The following is a 17,490-nucleotide window of genomic DNA, read 5'->3' as shown; positions in this document are numbered from 1 at the left end:
CTCCTTCAAGTAGGGCCTTGCACAGATGAGTTGGTCAGGCACTGCGTGGCATGGTGCTGGCCCGCTCCGTCAGCCGCGGCGGCAGCAGGGTCGCCTCGGGTACGGCGCTGCCGCCGAGCTTCTTCATCAGGAGCTCCACCGCTCGCTCGCCCACCTCGGCGGAGGGCAGGGCGACGGAGGTGACGGGGACACGGACGGACTCGGCGAGTTCGTCCGGGCAGATGGCGGTGACGGAGAGGTCGCCGGGCACCCGCAGGCCCAGCTGCTCGAAGGCCTCGATGAGCGGTTCGAGGATCGGCTCGTTGTGGACGACGACGCCTGTCAGCGCGGGGTGTTCGCGCAGGAGCTGCTCGGCCACCAGTCGGGCGGCCGCGGGTGAGGCCTCGCAGGGGTGCACGGAGGAGGACAGCCCGCTGCGGTCGGCGGCGGCCGTGAAGCCCTGCACCACCCGCTGGGCGAACGCGGTCTGCCGTACGTACACCTCCGGCGGCGAGCCGACCAGCGCCACCACCCGGTGCCCGAGCCGCGCCAGATGCTCCACGCATGCCTCGCCGGCCGCCTTGAAGTCGAGGTCGATGCAGGTCAGGCCCTCGGAGTCGGCCGGGAAGCCGATCAGCACGGACGGCCGTTCCAGCGAGCGCAGCAACGGCAGCCGGGGCTCACGGAGCTGGACGTCCATCACGATCAGCGCGTCCACCAGAGCCGTGTCCGCCACCCGCCTGAGCCCCTCCTCGCCCTCCTCCTGCGTCAGCAGCAGCACGTCGTGGTCGTGCCTGCGGGCCGTCGTCACCACCGACACCGCGAACTGCATCACCACCGGGACGTGGATGCCCGCCCGTAAGGGGATCACGAGCGCCAGGACGTTCGACCGGCTGCTGGCCAGGGCACGGGCGCCCGCGTGCGGCCGGTAGCCCAGCTCGCGGGCGGCCGCCTCGACCCGCTGCCGGGTCTCCTCGGAGATCGGGCGCTTGCCGCTGAGCGCGTAGGACACGGTGCTGGGGGAGACCCCGGCATGCCGCGCCACATCGGTGATCTTCACCATCAGCGCAGCTCCAGGGAGAGGAATCCGGTACCCGCCTGCGCCCGCGCCGTCCGCTCCCCGGCGGCCAGGCTCCACTGAGCCACCGGCTCACTGCACGAGGCCCGCAGCGTGTCCCCTTCGCGTACGACGGTGAAGGTGACGTCCCCCACCTGCACCGTCACCTGCGCGCCCCGCTCCAGGCCGTAGGCCCGCAGGGTGACCCCGTCGGCGTGGTCGTAGTCGGGGCGGTCGGCCACCGCGCCCACCGGGATCACCGTGCCCGGCCGTACCAGCAGGGGCACGCTCAGGAAGCCGTGCCTCTCGCGCACCCAGCGCGGCCCGGTCACCGTCCGGCCGCTCAGGAAGTGCGTCCAGGTGCCCTCGGGCACGTAGTAGGACACATCCCCCTCGTCGTCGAAGACCGGCGCGACCAGCAGATCCGGCCCCAGCATGTACTGCCGTTCCAGATGCGCGCACCCCGGATCGTCCGGGAACTCCAGCACCATCGCCCGCATCATCGGCACGCCCTGGGTGTGGGCGGTGCGTGCGGCCTCGTACAGATAGGGCATGAGCTGCAGCTTCAGCCGGGTGAACTGGCGCAGCACGTCCACCGACTCCTCGTCGAACAGCCAGGGCACGCGGTAGGAGGAGCTGCCGTGCAGCCGGCTGTGGGAGGACAGCAGCCCGAAGGCCAGCCACCGCTTGAACAGGGCGGGGGTCGGGGTGCCCTCGAAGCCGCCGATGTCATGGCTCCAGTAGCCGAAGCCGGACAGGCCGAGCGACAGCCCGCCGCGCAGCGACTCGGCCATCGACTCGTACGTCGCCTCGCAGTCGCCGCCCCAGTGCACCGGGAACTTCTGGCTGCCGGTCGTCGCCGAGCGGGCGAAGAGCACGGCCTCGCCCTCGCCGCGGTGCTTGCGGAGCACGTCGAAGACGGTGCGGTTGTAGAGGTACGTGTAGTAGTTGTGCATCCGCTCCGGGTCCGAGCCGTCGGACCACGCCACATCCACCGGCACCCGCTCGCCGAAGTCGGTCTTGAAGCAGTCGACGCCCTGCGCGAGCAGCGCCTCCAGCTTCGAGGCGTACCAGTCGCGGGCGGCCGGGCTGGTGAAGTCGACCAGCGCCATCCCCGGCTGCCACATGTCCCACTGCCAGACGCTTCCGTCGGGCCGCTTCAGCAGATGGCCGAGCGCCTTGCCCTCCGCGAAGAGCGGGGAGCGCTGGGCGATGTACGGGTTGATCCACACGCTCACGCGCAGGCCGCGCGCCTTCAGCCGGGCGAGCATGCCCTCCGGGTCCGGGAAGACCCGAGGGTCCCACTGGAAGTCGCACCAGTTGAACTCCCGCATCCAGAAGCAGTCGAAGTGGAAGACGGACAGCGGCAGTTCACGCTCCCGCATGCCCTCGATGAAGGACGTCACCGTCTCCTCGTCGTACGAGGTCGTGAAGGACGTCGACAGCCACAGGCCGAACGACCAGGCGGGCGGCAGGGCGGGGCGGCCGGTGAGGGCCGTGTACTTGCGGAGGATGTCCTTGGGGCTGGGGCCGTAGATGACGTAGTACGTCAGCTCCTGGGTCTCCGCGCTGAACTGGACCCGGGAGACGGCCTCCGAGCCGACCTCGAAGGACACCTTGCCGGGGTGGTCGACGAAGACGCCGTAGCCCGCGTCCGTCAGATAGAACGGGACGTTCTTGTAGGCCTGTTCGGTGGCCGTGCCGCCGTCGGCGTTCCAGATGTCGACGACCTGGCCGTTCTTGACGAGGGGGCCGAAGCGCTCGCCGAGGCCGTAGACGGACGTACCGACCCCGAGGCCCAGCTGTTCCCGCAGGTAGTGCGCTCCCTCCGCGTTCCGCATGATGCCCATGCCCTTGGGGCCGCTGGAGGTGAGGGTGCGGCCGTCGGCGAGGAAGTCGACGTGCCAGGAGCCGGTACGGGCCACTCGGACCGACAGGGCGCCGGAGGTGAGGGTCGCGTGCTCGTCGTCGTACCCGACCTGTGGGGTGAACTCCTGTTCACTGAGGTCGAATTCGGGGCCTCGTGACTGCTCGCCCTCGAAGTGGGTGAAGGTGAGGCCGATGACGTCGGGCATCGGGGTGTGCGCGCTGATCGTCACGACCGGTCCCTTCAGCAGGTCGCCGCGGTGGCGGATGGGCTGGGTCGGCGCATGGATCTCCAGCGTGCCGTCCGTCGCGGTGACGTCGAGGACCTCGACGGGATGGGCCGCGGTGACGCCCTCGCGCAGCAGCCAGTAACCATCGGTGAACTTCACGTGGGGGTCCTTACTTGACAGCACCGACGGCGATGCCGCGGGTGAGGGTCCGCTGGAAGACGAGGAAGAACACGATCGCCGGGAGCACGCCGAGCAGGGCCGCCGCATTGGTCATCGTGGCGTCCATCAGGCGCTGGCCCTGGAGGACGCCGAGGGCCACCGACACCGTCTGGTTGTCGTTGGAGATCAGCATGACCAGGGGGAGCAGGAACTCGTTCCAGGTCCAGATGAAGAAGAAGACCAGGAGCACGCCGATGGTCGGCCGGCTGACCGGCACGACGATCCGCCACAGCACCTGCCACTTGTTCGCACCGTCGATACGGGCCGCCTCGATGATCTCGCGGGGGAACTGGCCCAGCACCGACGAGAGCAGATACGTGCCGAAGGCCGCCTGGATCACCGTGAAGACGATGATCACGCTCAGCCTGGTGTCGTACAGGCCGGCTTGCTTGGCCAGGTAGTAGATCGGGTAGACCAGCGCCTCCTGCGGCAGCATGTTGGCGAGGACGAAGAAGGCCAGGACCCAGGTGCGGCCCTTGATCCGGCCGATCCCGATGGCGTACGCGTTGAGGACGGAGAGGATCACCGCGAGCACCGCCACCGAGCCGCTGATCAGCACCGAGTTGACCAGCTTCTGGCCGAAGTCCACGCGCTGCCAGAAGCTCTTGAGACCGTCCAGGTACAGGCCCTCGGGCAGGCTGAGCGGGCCGTGCTGGGAGTACTCGGCCGGCGACTTGAACGCGTTGACGGCGACGATCAGGAACGGGACCACCATGAACAGGGCGGCGATGCACAGCGCGATCAGCACCGGGTAGCGGCGCAGGGCGGTCGTCATGCGCGGTCCCCTTCCTCGTCGCGGGTCTGGAGCTTCAGCAGGACGAGGGAGAGCACCAGGATGATCACCGTGAGGATCGTGGAGATCGCGGCGCCGTAGCCCACCTGGGTCTTCTCGAAGAAGGTGGAGAAGGAGAAGTAGGACGGGACGTCGGTCGCGCCGCCCGGGCCGCCCTTGGTCAGCACGTACACCGCCCCGAACACCTTGAGCGCGGCGATCGTGCACCAGGTCAGGACGACGTAGATCTCCGGGCGGATCTGCGGCAGCGTGATGTGCCAGAAGCGGCGCCACCAGCCCGCGCCGTCCAGTTCGGCCGCCTCGTACAGCTGCGGGTCGACGCGCTGCAGACCCGCCATGAAGACCACCAGCGGGAAGCCGATCTGCACCCAGACCATCACGCCCATGACGCTGTACAGCGCGATGTCGGGGTCGCCGAGCCAGTCCTGCTGCCAGGAGCCCAGCCCGACCGCCTTCAGCAGCTCGTTGAGGGAGCCGTTGTCGGGGGCGAGGATCCAGCTCCAGACGATGCCGGCGACCGCGATCGGCAGTACCTGCGGCAGATAGAAGCAGGCGCGCAGCACCGCCGCCCACCGCGATCCGAAGTGCTTGCCGACGTAGTCGAACAGCGCCGCCGCCAGGACGAGACCGATCATCGTCGGTACGGCCGCCATGGCGACGACCATGAACAGGCTGTGCCGGAAGGACGCCCAGAACTCCGAGTCGTCCATCAGCTCGCGGTAGTTGGCGAGCCCGGTCCACTTGGGGGTGCCGATGCCCTGCCACTCGGTGAAGCTCACGCCCGTGTTCATCAGGAACGGGACGACGATGATCGCCGTGAACGCCAGGATGCCGGGGAGCAGGAACAGGGCGTACGAGTCGCGGGTACGGGGGCGGCGCGGGCCGGCGTCCGGGCGCTTGCCGACGGCCCGCGCACCCCGTTCGACGGTCACCGTCATGTCGTCGGCGCGCCCTTGTCGTAGGCCTGCTGCAGTGCGCTGAGGTAGGCGTCCGGTTTCTCGCTGCCCGTCATCAGCTTCTGCGTCTCGGAGACGAGGACGTCGTAGAAGCCGTTCACCGGCCAGTCCGGGTAGAAGGCCAGGCCGTCACGCCCGCTGAGGGTGTTGAAGTTGGCGATGAGCTGCTTGGACTTCGGGTCCGTGATGGCGGAGGTGTCGGCCGCGACCGGGATGCCGCCCTTGTTGCCGAGCAGGTTCTGGATCTTCTTCGACATGGTGATGTCGATGAAGTCGTAGGCCAGGTCCTTGTTCTTGGCGTTCTTGGGGACCACCCAGACGTTTCCACCGGAGCCCAGGGTCAGGTTCGAGCCGGGCCACAGGGTGGTGTCCCAGTCGAACTTGGCCTCCTGCTGGAAGCGGCCGTACCACCAACTGCCGGAGAACAGGATCGGCGACTTGCCCTGGATCCAGGAGACGCCCGCGTCCTCGGCCTTGGTGCTGGTGGACTTCTTGCTGATGTAGCCCTTCTTCACCCAGTCGGCGAAGGTGTTCGCCGCGTAGGTCCAGGCCGTGTCGTGGAAGTCGGTCTTGCCCTTGTACAGCTCGTACTTGTCGACCCAGGAGCGGTCGGCCTTGGAGAGGGCCAGCTGGTAGAGGTACTGCTGGGCCATGTACTCGGCGCCCGCGTTGGCGAGCGGGGTGACGCCCTTGGCGACGAACTTGTCCATGGCGGAGGTCAGTTCGTCGAACGTCTTCGGCTCGGTGATCCCGTACTTCTTGAAGAGGTCCTTGTTGTAGAAGACCATCGTGTACTCGGCGTAGTTGGGGACGCCGTACCACTTGCCGGAGCCCATGACGCCGTTGGTGTCGTACATGCTGGTCGTACGGACGCCCGCGCTGAGCTTCTTGTCCCAGCCGCGCTGGGTGGCCTCGGCGGTGAGATCGGTCAGCAGGCCCTGTTTCGCGAGCGCGCCCGCGGTCGCGTTGCCCTTGTTGTACTCCATGATGTCGGGCACGTCCGAGGAGTTCAGGATCATGGGTGCCGTCTTCTGGATCTGTTCGAAGCCCTTCTCCTCGAACTTCACCTTCACGCCCGGGTGCTTCGCCTCGAACTCCTTGATCGCCTCGTTCCAGGCCACGCCCATCGCGCTGTCGGGGCCCTCGTAGTGCCAGAGCTTCAGCGTCTTGGCGTCGGAGGACCCGCTGTCCGAGCCGCCGCATGCCGTGACCAGCAGCGATCCGCCGATGAGCGCGGCCGCGACCGTCATCGCACGCCTTCGTGCCGTCAACATCCCGTGCCTCCAGGAGAGCCGGATGGGTATTCGGGACGTCACGCGGCGGACGGATCCGGTCGTCGAATCGATTCGATGCGTGACGTCGAAGCGCTTCGACGGGCGAAGGTATGTGCGGGGCGTGGGCGCGTCAATGGCTTGCGCGAGAAATGCTCCGCTGGGTGGGCGGTGAGGGGTCGTCCTTTGTCTGCGGGTTCGTCGTGGCTTGTCGCGCAGTTCTCCGCGCCCCTATGGGGCGCATAGCGCACCCGGCGATCAACAGCGCAGCTGCGGCCGTCGTCACCGGTACTCCGAATCCCGCCGTCGGGGACACGTGGTCCACCAGCCAGCCGCCGGTTGCGGAGCCGCAGGCGATGCCGCCGAGCAGGCCGGTCACCGCGAGGGTCATGCCCTCGTTGAGGCGGCCCTCGGGGGTGCGCTGCTGCACCAGTGTCATCGTCGTGACCATGGTCGGGGCGGTTGCCATGCCCGCCACCAGCAGCGCACCCGCCAGCAGCGGGAGCGAGCCGGTGAGGGAGGCGGCGAGGAGCGGGGCGGTCATCAGGGTGGTCATCGCGGCGATGCACCACGGCAGTCGGGCATCGGCAGGACCGCTCGGCTTGAGGGCTCCGTACAGCAGACCTGCCGCGCACGAACCCGCCGCCTGGAGCGCGAGCACGACGCCCGCCGCCGAACGGTGTCCCTGTGCGTCCGCGAACGCGATCGTGACGACCTCCATGGAGCCGCACACCGCGCCCATGGCCAGGCAGACGGCAAGCAGCGGCGGCATGCCGGGCGTGCGGAACGGGGACCGGGCGCGAGCGTGCCGCTGCGCGGGCGGCTCGGTCGAGCGCAGCGCGGCGAACAGCAGCATGCCGGTCAGCAGCAGCACCGCCCCGACCAGCGTGCCGGCCTCCGGGAAGAACGTCCCGCACAGGAAGGCCGCGAGGACCGGCCCCAGCATGAAGCAGAGCTCGTCGGCGGCCTGTTCGAAGGAGTTCGCGGTGTGCAGCGCGCCGTCGTCGCCCTTCAGCAGGTGGGCCCAGCGGGCGCGGGACATGCCGCCGGTGTTCGGGGTCGTCGCGGTGGCGGCGTAGGAGGCGAACAGCGTCCAGGCGGGGGCGCCGAGGTGCACGCACAGCAGGAGGGCGAGGGAGCCGAACGCCGCGATCACCGTGGCGGGTACGGCGACACGGGCCTGGCCGTACCGGTCGACCAGCCGCGCGGTCCACGGGACCACCACGGCCGTCGTCGCGAGGCCGGTCGCGGTGACGGCGCCGGCGAGGGCGTACGAACCGCGCGCCCCGGCGATCATCACGACGGCGCTCACGCTGAACATGCCCATGGGGAGCCGGGCCAGCAAATTCGCGAACGTGAAGGCTCGGGCCCCGGGGGTGGTGAACAGACGGTGATAGGGGCCGGGCGGGCGGTTGCGGGTACGGGGGCTGAAGTCGACGATGACGAGGGTGTCGGCGGTGACGGTGAAACACGGGGCGTTCTTGGGGGTCGGTTGCGGCATGGGCCCACGGTCGCCCGGAGGCGATCAAGGGGTCCAACACCTTCTCCGCACCGATTCACGCACCTGTGTTGTAAGTCCTGTTGTAGATTCGCCGGATGCCCGCGCCCAGCGATCTCGACCCCCGCCTCCTGCGTGCCTTCCTCGCCGTCGCCGAGGAACTGCACTTCACGCGCGCCGCCGCCCGGCTCTACGTCGCCCAGCAGGCGCTCAGTCGCGATGTGCGGCGCCTGGAGCGGGAGTTGGGCGCCGAACTGTTCGTGCGCAGCACCCGGCAGGTGACGCTCACGGCCGACGGTGACCGGCTGGTGCCGTATGCGCGTCGGGTGCTTCAGGCGCAGGACGAGTTGCTGGCCGCCTTCGGGCAGGCCAGGCCGCTGCTGGTCGACCTCAACTACCGGGGCGCGGCCACCGCGCGCCGCGTCCTGCACCGGGCCCGCGAACTCGCCCCGGAGCACGAGCTGATGGCGCGTTACGAGAGCGGGCTGACCGGCGCGGCGGCGGAACTGCTGGCCGGGCGGCTGGACGCGTCGTTCGGCCGGTTCGCAGGGCTGGAACCGGTGCTGCGGGCCCGGCTGGAGCACCAGCCCGTGCGCTATGAGCCGATGGCGGTCGTGCTGCCCGAGGACCACGGGCTGGCGGCGCTGGACGCGGTGCCGCTCGCCGCGCTGGCGGGGGAGACGGTGTACGCGGGGGCGGGAAATCCGCGGACACCGGAGTGGACGGATCTCGCCCGCCGGCTGTTCGACGGCCGGGGCATCGAGATCGCGCCACCCGCTCCGCTGGCCGTAGGGGAGGAGGAGTTCGAGCGGATCATGGCCAAGACGCGCGATCCGATCCTCGCCGTGGCGGATTTTCCGCCCATGCCCGGGAGGGTGCTGCGGCCCTTGATCGATCCCGTGCCCCTGTCGCCGGTGTCACTTGTCTGGCGGAAGGGGCTGGTGCACCCCGCCTTCGATGCGCTTCGACGAGCGGCGGCCGAACTCTCGGCGGAGGAGGCGTGGCTGCGGATGCCTTCGGATGGATGGTTTCCGGCCATCGATGCGGAGGTCATGGCCGCCGGGGCCCGGAAGCGCTGACCGGACACGAACGGGCGGCGCACTCCGACGAGTTGTCGGTGTACGCCGCCTGGGGTGGCACGGGTTTGCGGGGTGGCCCGCGCTGTCATGACGGTTACTTCGGCTCGCTGTTGAACTTCGACGCCGACCAGAAGTAGCCGAGGACCGCGAGGCCGACGCACCAGGCGATGGCGAGCCATCCGTTGTGGCCGATCGGGGTGCCGAGGAGGAGGCCGCGCAGGGTCTCGATGGCGGGAGTGAAGGGCTGGTACTCGGCGATCGGCTGGAACCAGCCCGGCATGGTGTGCAGGGGGACGAAGGTGCTGGAGATCAGCGGGAGGAAGATCAGCGGCATCGCGTTGTTGCTGGCCGCCTCGGCGTTCGGGCTGACCAGGCCCATGCCGACCGCTATCCAGGTGAGGGCGAGTGCGAACAGCGTGATCAGCCCGAAGGCGGCGACCCACTCCAGTGCGGTGGCGTCGGTGGAGCGGAAGCCGATGGCCACGGCGACCGCGCCGACCAGGACCACGCTCATCAGGCACTGCAGGACGCTGCCGATGACGTGTCCGATGAGCACCGAGCCGCGGTGGATGGCCATGGTGCGGAAGCGGGCGATGATGCCCTCGGCCATGTCCGTGGAGACGGACACCGCGGTGCCGATCGTGGTGGAGCCGACGGTCATCAGCAGCAGGCCCGGCACGAGGTAGGCGATGTAGTCGGAGCGGTCGGCGCCGCCGCCGAGGCCCGCGCTCATCGCGTCACCGAAGATGTAGACGAAGAGCAGCAGCAGCATGACCGGGGTGAGCAGCAGGTTCAGGGTGAGCGACGGATAGCGCCGGGCGTGCAGCAGATTGCGGCGCAGCATCGTGGACGAGTCGCGCACGGCGAGGGAGATCCGGGTCGGGTGGGCGGGAGCCGTAGGGGTGCTCATTGCAGGGCCTCCTCGGGCCGGGTGCTGCTGGTCAGGGCGAAGAAGACGTCGTCGAGGTCGGGGGTGTGCACGGTCAGCTCGTCGGCCTCGACGCCGGCCGAGTCCAGCCAGTCGAGGATGGAGCGCAGTTCTCGCTGGCTGCCGTCGCTGGGGATCTGCAGCGCGAGGGCTTCGTCGTCCCGGGCCGCCTCACCGAGGGCGGAGGCGGCGCTCTGGTATACGGCCGGGTCGGTGAAGCGGAGCCGGACGTGGCCGCCGGGGACGATCCGCTTGAGCTGCGCGGCGGTGCCTTCGGCGGCGATCCTGCCGTCGTGGAGGACGGCGATACGGTCGGCGAGTTCGTCGGCCTCGTCCAGGTACTGGGTGGTGAGGAAGACGGTCACGCCGTCGCCTGTGACGAGGTCGCCGATGATCTGCCACATGGTGTGCCGTGAGCGCGGGTCGAGCCCGGTGGTCGGCTCGTCGAGGAAGATGATCCGCGGACTGCCGACCAGGGTCATGGCGATGTCCAGGCGGCGCTTCATACCGCCGGAGTAGGTGGAGGCGGGCTTCCTCGCGGCCTCCGTGAGGTCGAAGCGCTCCAGCAGTTCGGCGGTGACCTGCCGTCCCTCGCGCCTGGAGAGGTGGTGCAGGTCCGCCATCAGGAGCATGTTCTCCTCGCCGGTGATCAGGTTGTCGACGGCGGAGAACTGCCCCGTGACGCCGATCGCGGCGCGCACGGCCTGCGCGTCGGTGGCGAGGCTGTGCCCGCCGACGTACAGGTCGCCGGCGTCGGCGCTGATCAGAGTGGAGAGGATCTTGACTGCGGTGGTCTTGCCGGCGCCGTTCGGGCCGAGCAGCGAGAAGATCGTTCCTGCCGCGACGGCCAGGTCGATGCCGTCCAGGACGGTCTTGTCGCCGTAGGACTTGCGCAGCCCGTTCGCCGTGATGGCCAGGTCGGTCATGGGGAGTGCTCCTTCAAGGGCTGGGAGGCCGCGAGCGGTCAGAGGCTGCGGGCGGTGATGTCGCCGGAGGAGGTGGTGGCGCGGATGTCGAGCTGGGCGGTGCCGTCGTTCTTGAGGGCGTTGCTGATACGGCCGTGGCCGGTGCCGGCGTCCAGGACCGCGGAGACTCCGGCGGCGGCGCCCACCGAGATGTCGCCGGACTGGGTGCTGAGCGTCACCGTGCCGCGCACGGCCTCGGTGATCCGGATGTCACCGCGTGCGGTGCTGATCTCGGCGGGGCCGCCCAGCCGGCCGACCTCGACGTCGCCGTCGACCGCGGTGAGGCGGAGGCTCGCGGCCTCGTCGATCTTGATCTGGCGGTAGGCGCCTTCGAAGACGACGTCACCGAGCCGGCCGACGCTCCGCAGCTCGGCGCTGCCCGCCTTCGCCTCGATCCGGGAGCCGGCCGGCAGCTGGACGGTGACCTCGACGGATCCGGAGGGGCCGAGGTACTGGTTCTTCGCCGGCTTCGCCGCGATCCGCAGGACACCGTCGCGGTAGTCGACCTCCAGCTGCTCGGCCGCCTTCACGTCGCGGTTCCTGGAGGCGTTGGCGGGCCGGACCTCGACGGTGGTGTCGGTCCGGTCGGCGGCGATGAACTCGATGCGTCCGGCGGGGATGTCGAGGACGGCGGAGACGGCGGCGGGGGTCTCGAACTTGTGCATGGTGCTCTCCTTCATGTACAGCGGGCGCTCGGTCGGCCCGCTGTTTCTGATAGTGGAAAGCTACGTTGCGTTCGAAGATTGGGCAACAGATTCGTTGCGTCAAACTGCAATAGGCGCAGGTGAAAGCAGATAAATCGTTGCAACGGTTCAGAATTTAATGCAACGCCAGTGGTCTGCTCGTTGCAATGGAATGGGACTGAACGCTAGAGTGGGAGGCGCCGAAGAGGTCTGTACGAAGGAGAAGACGATGCCGGGAGGCCGACTCACCCAGCAGGACCGCCAGCAGATCGCGCTGGGACTGGCCGACGGCCTCGCCTACGCGGAGATCGCCCGACGCCTTGACCGCCCCACCTCGACCATCACGCGCGAGGTGCTGCGCAACGGCGGACCCACCGCCTACCGTGCCGAGATCGCCCACCGCGCGACGGCACACCGCGCCCACCGCCGCAGGCAGACCGCGCCGCCGAACTCTCCGGCCACTCCTCAGCCGTACGGGCGCGATGCCGAGGCGGTGCGCGCGTACGAGGAGACGCTCACCACCGTGTTCGTGCAGTCGGGCACGCCGCAGATGATGGCCCGTGTGCTGGCCGCCGTCTGCCTCAGCGACTCGGGCAGCCTCACCGCCGCCGAACTCGTCGAGCGGCTCAAGGTCAGCCCGGCGTCCATCTCCAAGGCGGTCGCGTTCCTCGAGGAACAGGGCATGATCCGGCGGGAACGCGACGCACGCCGCCGGGACCGCTACGTCGTCGACTCCGACGTCTGGTACCAGTCGATGATGGCCAGCGTCCGCGGCACCGCCCAGGTCGCCGAGACCGCACGGCAGGGCGTCGCCATCCTCGGCCCCGGCACCCCGGCCGCCGTCCGCCTCGAGAACATCGCCCGCTTCCTGGACTTCGTCTCGGAGAGCATCGCCCGCGCCGCGGACCAGGCCCGGGACGTCCTCCATACACGTCCCGAAACGGGGTCGGACGGCAGTGCGGAGCCACATCCGGATCGGTGAGGGGCGGTTTGGATCACTCATTGGGGTGAGGCGGCCACCATTCCCGCTGGGTACGCTGAACCGACAGTCGAGACTCCGTCCCATGGGAGCACCGATGAGCGCCGTATCCGACGACGGGTTGGACGACGAGCCCGCGTACCGCTGGCCCGTCCCGCCCCCCGGGGGCTGGACCGCGGACGACCTCGACCGGATTCCGGGCCTCCCGCCGCACACGGAGTTGATCGACGGGAGTCTCGTCTTCATGAGTCCGCAGACCGCATTCCACGCTCGGTGCATGCGCCTGCTTGAGAACACTCTTCTCGGACAGGCGCCGGACCACCTGGATGTCATGCGGGAGATGACGGTCAAGCTGGACGCGAAGAACCGGCCTGAACCGGACATCCTGGTCTTCCCGATGGAGGCGAACACCGGACCCGACCAGACCTGGTACAAGCCCGAGGACGTCATCCTCGCCGTCGAAGTCGTCTCTGACGACTCCCGCGAACGCGACCGCGAGGTCAAGCCCCGCAAATACGCGGCCGCAGGCGTTCCGCACTTCTGGCGGGTCGAGCAGGACGAGGACAAGGGTTACCCCGTCGTCTACGTCTATGAGCTCGACCCGGCCACGAAGTCCTACGGCCTCACCGGCATCTTCCACGACCGGCTCAAGGTCTCCGTGCCGTTCGACATCGAGATCGACCTGACGGCCGTCGACCGCCGTGCTCGGTGACCGTTCGCGCGTCACCTTCACAGGGACCCGCTCCCATGACGGGAGCCGTTCGTAACGTGGCGACGCACTACCTCTCATCCCGTCCTCGGCGAGGGTGAGAGCAAAGTTCCTTTCCGGTCACCCAGTGCCACAGGCCGGAAACGCTGCCTCCCTACCTTCGGGACTCATCACCGCTCATCTGCCCCAAGTACGACCGAGCCCCGGAGCACCGTGGAGGCGTCATGACAGCCCCTAGCACAGCCCCCGCACCCAGCAGGGGAGGCCGCTGGATCCAGCAGTGGGATCCCGAGGACGAGACCTTCTGGAACGAGACCGGAGAGAAGATCGCCAAGCGGAACCTCTACTTCTCCGTCCTCTCCGAGCACATCGGGTTCTCGATCTGGACCCTGTGGTCCGTGCTGGTGCTCTTCATGGGCCCGAAGTACGGGCTCACCCCGGCCGACAAGTTCCTGCTGACCTCGATGGTGACCCTGGTCGGCGCGGTCGTCCGCGTCCCCTACACCTTCGCGGTCGCCATCTTCGGCGGCCGGAACTGGACGATCATCTCGGCCAGCCTGCTGCTCATCCCGACGATCGCCGCTTTCGCGGTGATGAAGCCGGGCACGTCCTTCGACACCTTCCTCTGGATCGGCCTGCTGGCCGGCATCGGCGGCGGCAACTTCGCCTCCTCGATGACCAACATCAACGCCTTCTTCCCGCTGCGGAAGAAGGGGTGGGCGCTCGGGCTCAACGCGGGTGGCGGCAACGTCGGCGTAGCGGCGATCCAGCTCGTGGCCCTCGCGGTCATCGGTGCGAGCGGCGGGCCGCGCGTGCTGCTCGGGATCTACATCCCGCTGATCGTGGTCGCCGCCGTCCTCGCCGCACTGTTCATGGACAACATCGAGAACGTCAAGAACGACACGGGCGCCGCCAAGGACGCCGTGAAGGACGCCCACACCTGGATCATGTCCGTCCTCTACATCGGGACGTTCGGTTCCTTCATCGGCTACAGCTTCGCCTTCGGGCAGGTGCTGACGAACCAGTTCGGCCGTACGCCGCTGCAGGCCACCTACCTCACCTTCATGGGCCCGCTGCTCGGCTCGCTGATCCGTCCGGTGGGCGGCTGGCTCGCCGACAAGTACGGTGGCGCGAAGATCACGCTCTACAACTACGTCGCCATGGGGGCTGCGACCGCCGTCCTGGTCGTCGCCAGCATGCAGAAGTCGCTGCCGCTGTTCGTCGTCGCCTTCGTCGTCCTGTTCTCGCTCACCGGCATCGGCAACGGATCCACGTTCAAGATGATTCCCGGCATCTTCCAGGCCAAGGCCCTCGCCAAGGGGCTGGAAGGTGAGGAGGCGGCCAAGTACGGGCGTCGGCTCTCCGGCGCCTCCATGGGCCTCATCGGCGCGGTCGGCGCACTCGGCGGCGTCGGCATCAACCTGGCCTTCCGGCAGTCCTTCCTCTCCTACGGCTCCGGCACCGGCGCTTTCGTCGCCTTCCTCGGCTACTACGCCCTCTGCTTCGGGGTCACCTGGGCCGTATACCTTCGACGCCCGGCCGCCGCGGCGCGGTCCGAAGCCGCCGCAGAGGCGAAGCCGCAGCTCAGCTACGCCGAGGTGTGACGTAACACCAGCGACATGAAGCCGAACCGAGCCTGTCACGGACCGTTGACAGGCTCGATCGGCATGCAGGCAGTACCGCCGTACTGCAGGTACGACGACTCTTCGGGACGAGAGCCAGCCATGTACGACGAACAGCAGCGACCAGACCCTGGTCAGCTAAGCCCCTTGGCCGGATTCACGGTGGGTGTGACCGCCGCCCGCCGTGCCGACGAGCTGGGCGCGCTGCTGCAGCGACGGGGAGCCGCCGTCCTGCATGCACCCGCCCTGCGCATCGTGCCGCTCGCCGACGACAGCGAACTACTGGCGGCGACGAAGGACCTGATCGACCAGGCGCCGGACGTGGTGGTGGCCACGACCGCCATCGGATTCCGCGGCTGGGTCGAGGCCGCCGAGGGGTGGGGGCTCGGCGAGCCGCTCCTCGACCGGCTGCGGCACGTGGAGCTGCTGGCGCGCGGGCCCAAGGTCAAGGGCGCGATACGGGCCGCCGGCCTGACCGAGGAGTGGTCGCCGTCGAGCGAGTCCATGGCCGAGGTGCTGGACCGGCTCCTTGAGGAGGGCGTCGACGGGCGCCGAATCGCCGTACAGCTGCACGGCGAGCCGCTGCCCGGGTTCGTGGAGTCGCTGCGGGCCGCCGGAGGGGAGGTCGTCGGGGTTCCGGTGTACCGGTGGATGCCGCCGGAGGACCTGGCGCCGCTGGACCGGCTGCTGGACGCCGCCGTCTCCCGGGGCCTTGACGCCATCACCTTCACCAGCGCGCCCGCCGCCGTGTCGCTGCTGAACCGGGCCGAGGAGCGCGGGCTGCTGCCCGAGCTGCTCGCCGCGCTCCACCACGACGTCCTGCCGGCCTGCGTCGGCCCGGTCACCGCGCTGCCGCTGCAGGCCCACGGCATCGACACGGTCCAGCCCGAACGCTTCCGGCTCGGCCCGCTCGTCCAGCTGCTGTGCCAGGAGCTTCCGAACCGGGCGCGGTCCCTGCCCATCGCCGGGCACCGGGTGGAGATCCGGGGACATGCGGTCCTCGTCGACGGCGACCTCAAGCCCGTACCGCCTGCCGGGATGTCGCTGCTGCGGGCGCTGTCGCGGCGACCGGGGTGGGTGGTGGCCAGATCCGAGTTGCTGCGGGCGCTGCCCGGTGCGGGGCGCGACGAGCATGCGGTGGAGACCGCCATGGCTCGGCTGAGGACGGCTCTCGGTGCGCCGAAGTTGATCCAGACGGTGGTGAAGCGGGGGTATCGGCTGGCGTTGGATCCCGCCGCGGACGCCAAGTACGCGGACGTGTGAGGGAGGCACCCGGCGGTTGCGTCGCCGTCTGGGGGCCGCCGCCCCCAGACCCCCGCTTCGGCCTGAACGGCCTCGTCCTCAAACGCCGGACGGGCTGAAAACCTCTGCCCTGCCGTAGAGAACCAGCGCCCGCACCAAACACCCCACCGCCACCGTGGACACCCCCGCCCGCACCACGTTCCACGCCACCCACGCCTGCTCGAAGTGCTCCCGTGCAGCCGTCGGATCGTTCATGTTCGCCAGGTCGTTGTTGAGCGGGATGTTGACGGCGACCGTGGTGAGGAAGCCGAGCGCGTAGGCCGCCAGGGCCGTCCACACCCACCAGCGGTACGGCTGCCCGCGCAGCTGCCACGAGGACACCGCCGTCAGCAGCAGCGCCCCCAGGAAACCGAGGAAGAACACCGGGTTCTGGATCACGTCGTTGATGTTCCGCATGACCTCGGCGTAGACCCGGTCGTCGCTGCGGGCCAGCGCCGGCATCACGCAGCACGCGAAGATGTAGTAGACCCCGGCGATCAGACCCATCGCGACCGTGGCCGCACCCAGTACGAATCCCGTGCTCCTGCTGTGGGTTGTCATGCCCTCCAGTCAACGGACGGCGGCCCGGCGGGAACATCGGCGAGAAGCGCAGCCGCATAAGCGCGCGTCCAGCCGTCGCCCCGCCCACCGACGGTACGAGGGGTTCCGGCCGCGCCAGCGGGAAGGCACTGTAAGAGGGATCGGTTGCTTCAGCCCTCAGGTTCCCGAGCCAGGCGGTGACAGGCACATGGCACTGGGTACGGCCACGGTCGCGTACGAGCTGCGGTTCGACGCCGGGCGGATCTGTCTCGACCTCCTCGCCACCACTCACCCCGAGGAGCGGTTCGACTCCCTCGAGGTGCTGTGCGCCTGGATCACCGGGGCAGGACTGGTCCCCGCGACCACCCCGCTGGCCCACGCCGACCCGGCCTGGCTGGTCGACTTCCGTGAACTGCGCGGACAGATCGGGCAGTTGGTGCACGGCGGACTTGCGCCGACAGCGCTCCGGCCGTCGTACGACATCGCGCTCGCCCGTGTGAACGAGATCGCCCGGGTGTCACCTCCCGCCCCACGCGCCGTGCGCGGCGAGGACGGCTCGCTCGTACGCGAGCTGGACGGTCCGCCCGAGTGCGCGGCGCTGCTCGCCGCGATCGCCCGGGACGCCGTGGAGCTCCTCACCGACCCCGTCGCACGGGCCGGACTGCGGCAGTGCGAAGGGGACAACTGCCCGATCGTTTACGTGGATTCGTCCCGGGGGCGCAGGAGGCGCTGGTGCTCCAGTGAGGTCTGTGGGAACCGGGAAAGGGTGGCCCGGCACCGTCGGCGGGCGGCTGTGGAGCGCGCCTGACGTCCGTTATGCGGCTTCTGTGAAGGA

Annotated in this window: 16 protein-coding genes; 6 read left to right on the top strand and 10 right to left on the bottom strand. The window is 69.3% G+C overall.

Translation table 11 applies throughout. The features are described from left to right. Positions 1-34: 34 nt before the first annotated feature. From ABD355_RS25400 to ABD355_RS25375, 6 genes are all read right to left on the bottom strand, one after another. Positions 35-1,042 (bottom strand): LacI family DNA-binding transcriptional regulator, encoded by a 1,008-nt coding sequence (locus tag ABD355_RS25400; protein WP_344402925.1) that lies wholly within the window; start codon positions 1,040-1,042, stop codon positions 35-37. After that, positions 1,042-3,291 carry an alpha-xylosidase gene (gene yicI, locus ABD355_RS25395; RefSeq protein WP_344402924.1) on the bottom strand — a complete coding sequence of 750 codons (2,250 nt, stop codon included), beginning with the start codon at positions 3,289-3,291 and terminating at the stop codon, positions 1,042-1,044. Before yicI ends, ABD355_RS25400 begins: the two co-directional genes overlap by 1 nt. 10 nt (positions 3,292-3,301) lie before the next feature. Next, complete coding sequence (locus ABD355_RS25390; protein ID WP_344402923.1) at positions 3,302-4,126, bottom strand: carbohydrate ABC transporter permease; 825 nt, start codon at positions 4,124-4,126, stop codon at positions 3,302-3,304. Next, a complete protein-coding gene (locus ABD355_RS25385; protein ID WP_344402922.1) occupies positions 4,123-5,082 on the bottom strand; it encodes a carbohydrate ABC transporter permease in 960 nt (319 codons plus the stop codon). The genes ABD355_RS25390 and ABD355_RS25385 overlap by 4 nt, the downstream gene beginning before the upstream one ends. Next, positions 5,079-6,374 carry an ABC transporter substrate-binding protein gene (locus ABD355_RS25380; RefSeq protein WP_344402921.1) on the bottom strand — a complete coding sequence of 432 codons (1,296 nt, stop codon included), beginning with the start codon at positions 6,372-6,374 and terminating at the stop codon, positions 5,079-5,081. The genes ABD355_RS25385 and ABD355_RS25380 overlap by 4 nt, the downstream gene beginning before the upstream one ends. Before the next feature lie 130 nt (positions 6,375-6,504). Further along, complete coding sequence (locus ABD355_RS25375) at positions 6,505-7,872, bottom strand: MFS transporter (RefSeq protein ID WP_344402920.1); 1,368 nt, start codon at positions 7,870-7,872, stop codon at positions 6,505-6,507. A 95-nt stretch (positions 7,873-7,967) separates the two neighbouring features. Here ABD355_RS25375 and ABD355_RS25370 point away from each other — a divergent pair, with 95 nt between their 5' ends. Next, the gene (locus ABD355_RS25370; RefSeq protein ID WP_344402919.1) at positions 7,968-8,948 is read left to right on the top strand and encodes a LysR family transcriptional regulator; all 981 of its coding nucleotides are present in this window, start codon (positions 7,968-7,970) and stop codon (positions 8,946-8,948) included. Positions 8,949-9,042: 94 nt separating this feature from the next. Here the strand turns inward: ABD355_RS25370 and ABD355_RS25365 are convergent, their stop codons facing one another. From ABD355_RS25365 to ABD355_RS25355, 3 genes are read right to left on the bottom strand one after another with little or no spacing between them, the layout of a single operon-like run. After that, positions 9,043-9,858: an ABC transporter permease gene (locus ABD355_RS25365; protein WP_344402918.1), complete on the bottom strand. Its 816-nt coding sequence runs from the start codon at positions 9,856-9,858 to the stop codon at positions 9,043-9,045. Continuing rightward, positions 9,855-10,802 carry an ATP-binding cassette domain-containing protein gene (locus tag ABD355_RS25360; protein ID WP_344402917.1) on the bottom strand — a complete coding sequence of 316 codons (948 nt, stop codon included), beginning with the start codon at positions 10,800-10,802 and terminating at the stop codon, positions 9,855-9,857. Before ABD355_RS25360 ends, ABD355_RS25365 begins: the two co-directional genes overlap by 4 nt. Before the next feature lie 38 nt (positions 10,803-10,840). Further along, the gene (locus ABD355_RS25355) at positions 10,841-11,506 is read right to left on the bottom strand and encodes a DUF4097 family beta strand repeat-containing protein (RefSeq protein ID WP_344402916.1); all 666 of its coding nucleotides are present in this window, start codon (positions 11,504-11,506) and stop codon (positions 10,841-10,843) included. A gap of 247 nt (positions 11,507-11,753) precedes the next feature. On the opposite strand from ABD355_RS25355, the gene ABD355_RS25350 reads away from it, so the two are divergent. From ABD355_RS25350 to ABD355_RS25335, 4 genes are all read left to right on the top strand, one after another. Next, the gene (locus ABD355_RS25350; protein WP_344402915.1) at positions 11,754-12,506 is read left to right on the top strand and encodes a GbsR/MarR family transcriptional regulator; all 753 of its coding nucleotides are present in this window, start codon (positions 11,754-11,756) and stop codon (positions 12,504-12,506) included. Positions 12,507-12,600: 94 nt separating this feature from the next. After that, positions 12,601-13,215 carry a Uma2 family endonuclease gene (locus ABD355_RS25345; RefSeq protein ID WP_344402914.1) on the top strand — a complete coding sequence of 205 codons (615 nt, stop codon included), beginning with the start codon at positions 12,601-12,603 and terminating at the stop codon, positions 13,213-13,215. Between the two features lie 221 nt (positions 13,216-13,436). Continuing rightward, the gene (locus tag ABD355_RS25340) at positions 13,437-14,816 is read left to right on the top strand and encodes a nitrate/nitrite transporter (RefSeq protein WP_344402913.1); all 1,380 of its coding nucleotides are present in this window, start codon (positions 13,437-13,439) and stop codon (positions 14,814-14,816) included. Between the two features lie 120 nt (positions 14,817-14,936). Next, the gene (locus tag ABD355_RS25335) at positions 14,937-16,097 is read left to right on the top strand and encodes a uroporphyrinogen-III synthase (RefSeq protein ID WP_344402912.1); all 1,161 of its coding nucleotides are present in this window, start codon (positions 14,937-14,939) and stop codon (positions 16,095-16,097) included. A 78-nt stretch (positions 16,098-16,175) separates the two neighbouring features. Here ABD355_RS25335 and ABD355_RS25330 read toward each other — a convergent pair whose 3' ends face one another. Then, complete coding sequence (locus ABD355_RS25330; RefSeq protein WP_344402910.1) at positions 16,176-16,676, bottom strand: anthrone oxygenase family protein; 501 nt, start codon at positions 16,674-16,676, stop codon at positions 16,176-16,178. A gap of 187 nt (positions 16,677-16,863) precedes the next feature. On the opposite strand from ABD355_RS25330, the gene ABD355_RS25325 reads away from it, so the two are divergent. Then, on the top strand, positions 16,864-17,463 hold the full coding sequence (locus tag ABD355_RS25325; protein ID WP_344402908.1) for a CGNR zinc finger domain-containing protein: 600 nt from the start codon (positions 16,864-16,866) through the stop codon (positions 17,461-17,463). Positions 17,464-17,490 lie beyond the last annotated feature (27 nt).

It is taken from the genome of Streptomyces longisporus (assembly GCF_039532765.1).
Taxonomy (GTDB): Bacteria; Actinomycetota; Actinomycetes; order Streptomycetales; family Streptomycetaceae; genus Streptomyces; species Streptomyces longisporus.
The sequence above is the reverse complement of the archived record's forward strand: the minus strand, read 5'-3'. Positions and strand labels throughout refer to the sequence as shown.

Bases quoted from the DNA above. Each gene is read 5' to 3' on its own strand.
- ABD355_RS25400 (WP_344402925.1), bottom strand. From the start codon at position 1,042: ATGGTGAAGATCACCGATGTGGCGCGGCATGCCGGGGTCTCCCCCAGC.
- ABD355_RS25390 (WP_344402923.1), bottom strand. From the start codon at position 4,126: ATGACGACCGCCCTGCGCCGCTACCCGGTGCTGATCGCGCTGTGCATC.
- ABD355_RS25385 (WP_344402922.1), bottom strand. From the start codon at position 5,082: ATGACGGTGACCGTCGAACGGGGTGCGCGGGCCGTCGGCAAGCGCCCG.
- ABD355_RS25380 (WP_344402921.1), bottom strand. From the start codon at position 6,374: ATGTTGACGGCACGAAGGCGTGCGATGACGGTCGCGGCCGCGCTCATC.
- ABD355_RS25375 (WP_344402920.1), bottom strand. From the start codon at position 7,872: ATGCCGCAACCGACCCCCAAGAACGCCCCGTGTTTCACCGTCACCGCC.
- ABD355_RS25370 (WP_344402919.1), top strand. From the start codon at position 7,968: ATGCCCGCGCCCAGCGATCTCGACCCCCGCCTCCTGCGTGCCTTCCTC.
- ABD355_RS25365 (WP_344402918.1), bottom strand. From the start codon at position 9,858: ATGAGCACCCCTACGGCTCCCGCCCACCCGACCCGGATCTCCCTCGCC.
- ABD355_RS25360 (WP_344402917.1), bottom strand. From the start codon at position 10,802: ATGACCGACCTGGCCATCACGGCGAACGGGCTGCGCAAGTCCTACGGC.
- ABD355_RS25355 (WP_344402916.1), bottom strand. From the start codon at position 11,506: ATGCACAAGTTCGAGACCCCCGCCGCCGTCTCCGCCGTCCTCGACATC.
- ABD355_RS25350 (WP_344402915.1), top strand. From the start codon at position 11,754: ATGCCGGGAGGCCGACTCACCCAGCAGGACCGCCAGCAGATCGCGCTG.
- ABD355_RS25345 (WP_344402914.1), top strand. From the start codon at position 12,601: ATGAGCGCCGTATCCGACGACGGGTTGGACGACGAGCCCGCGTACCGC.
- ABD355_RS25340 (WP_344402913.1), top strand. From the start codon at position 13,437: ATGACAGCCCCTAGCACAGCCCCCGCACCCAGCAGGGGAGGCCGCTGG.
- ABD355_RS25335 (WP_344402912.1), top strand. From the start codon at position 14,937: ATGTACGACGAACAGCAGCGACCAGACCCTGGTCAGCTAAGCCCCTTG.
- ABD355_RS25330 (WP_344402910.1), bottom strand. From the start codon at position 16,676: ATGACAACCCACAGCAGGAGCACGGGATTCGTACTGGGTGCGGCCACG.
- ABD355_RS25325 (WP_344402908.1), top strand. From the start codon at position 16,864: ATGGCACTGGGTACGGCCACGGTCGCGTACGAGCTGCGGTTCGACGCC.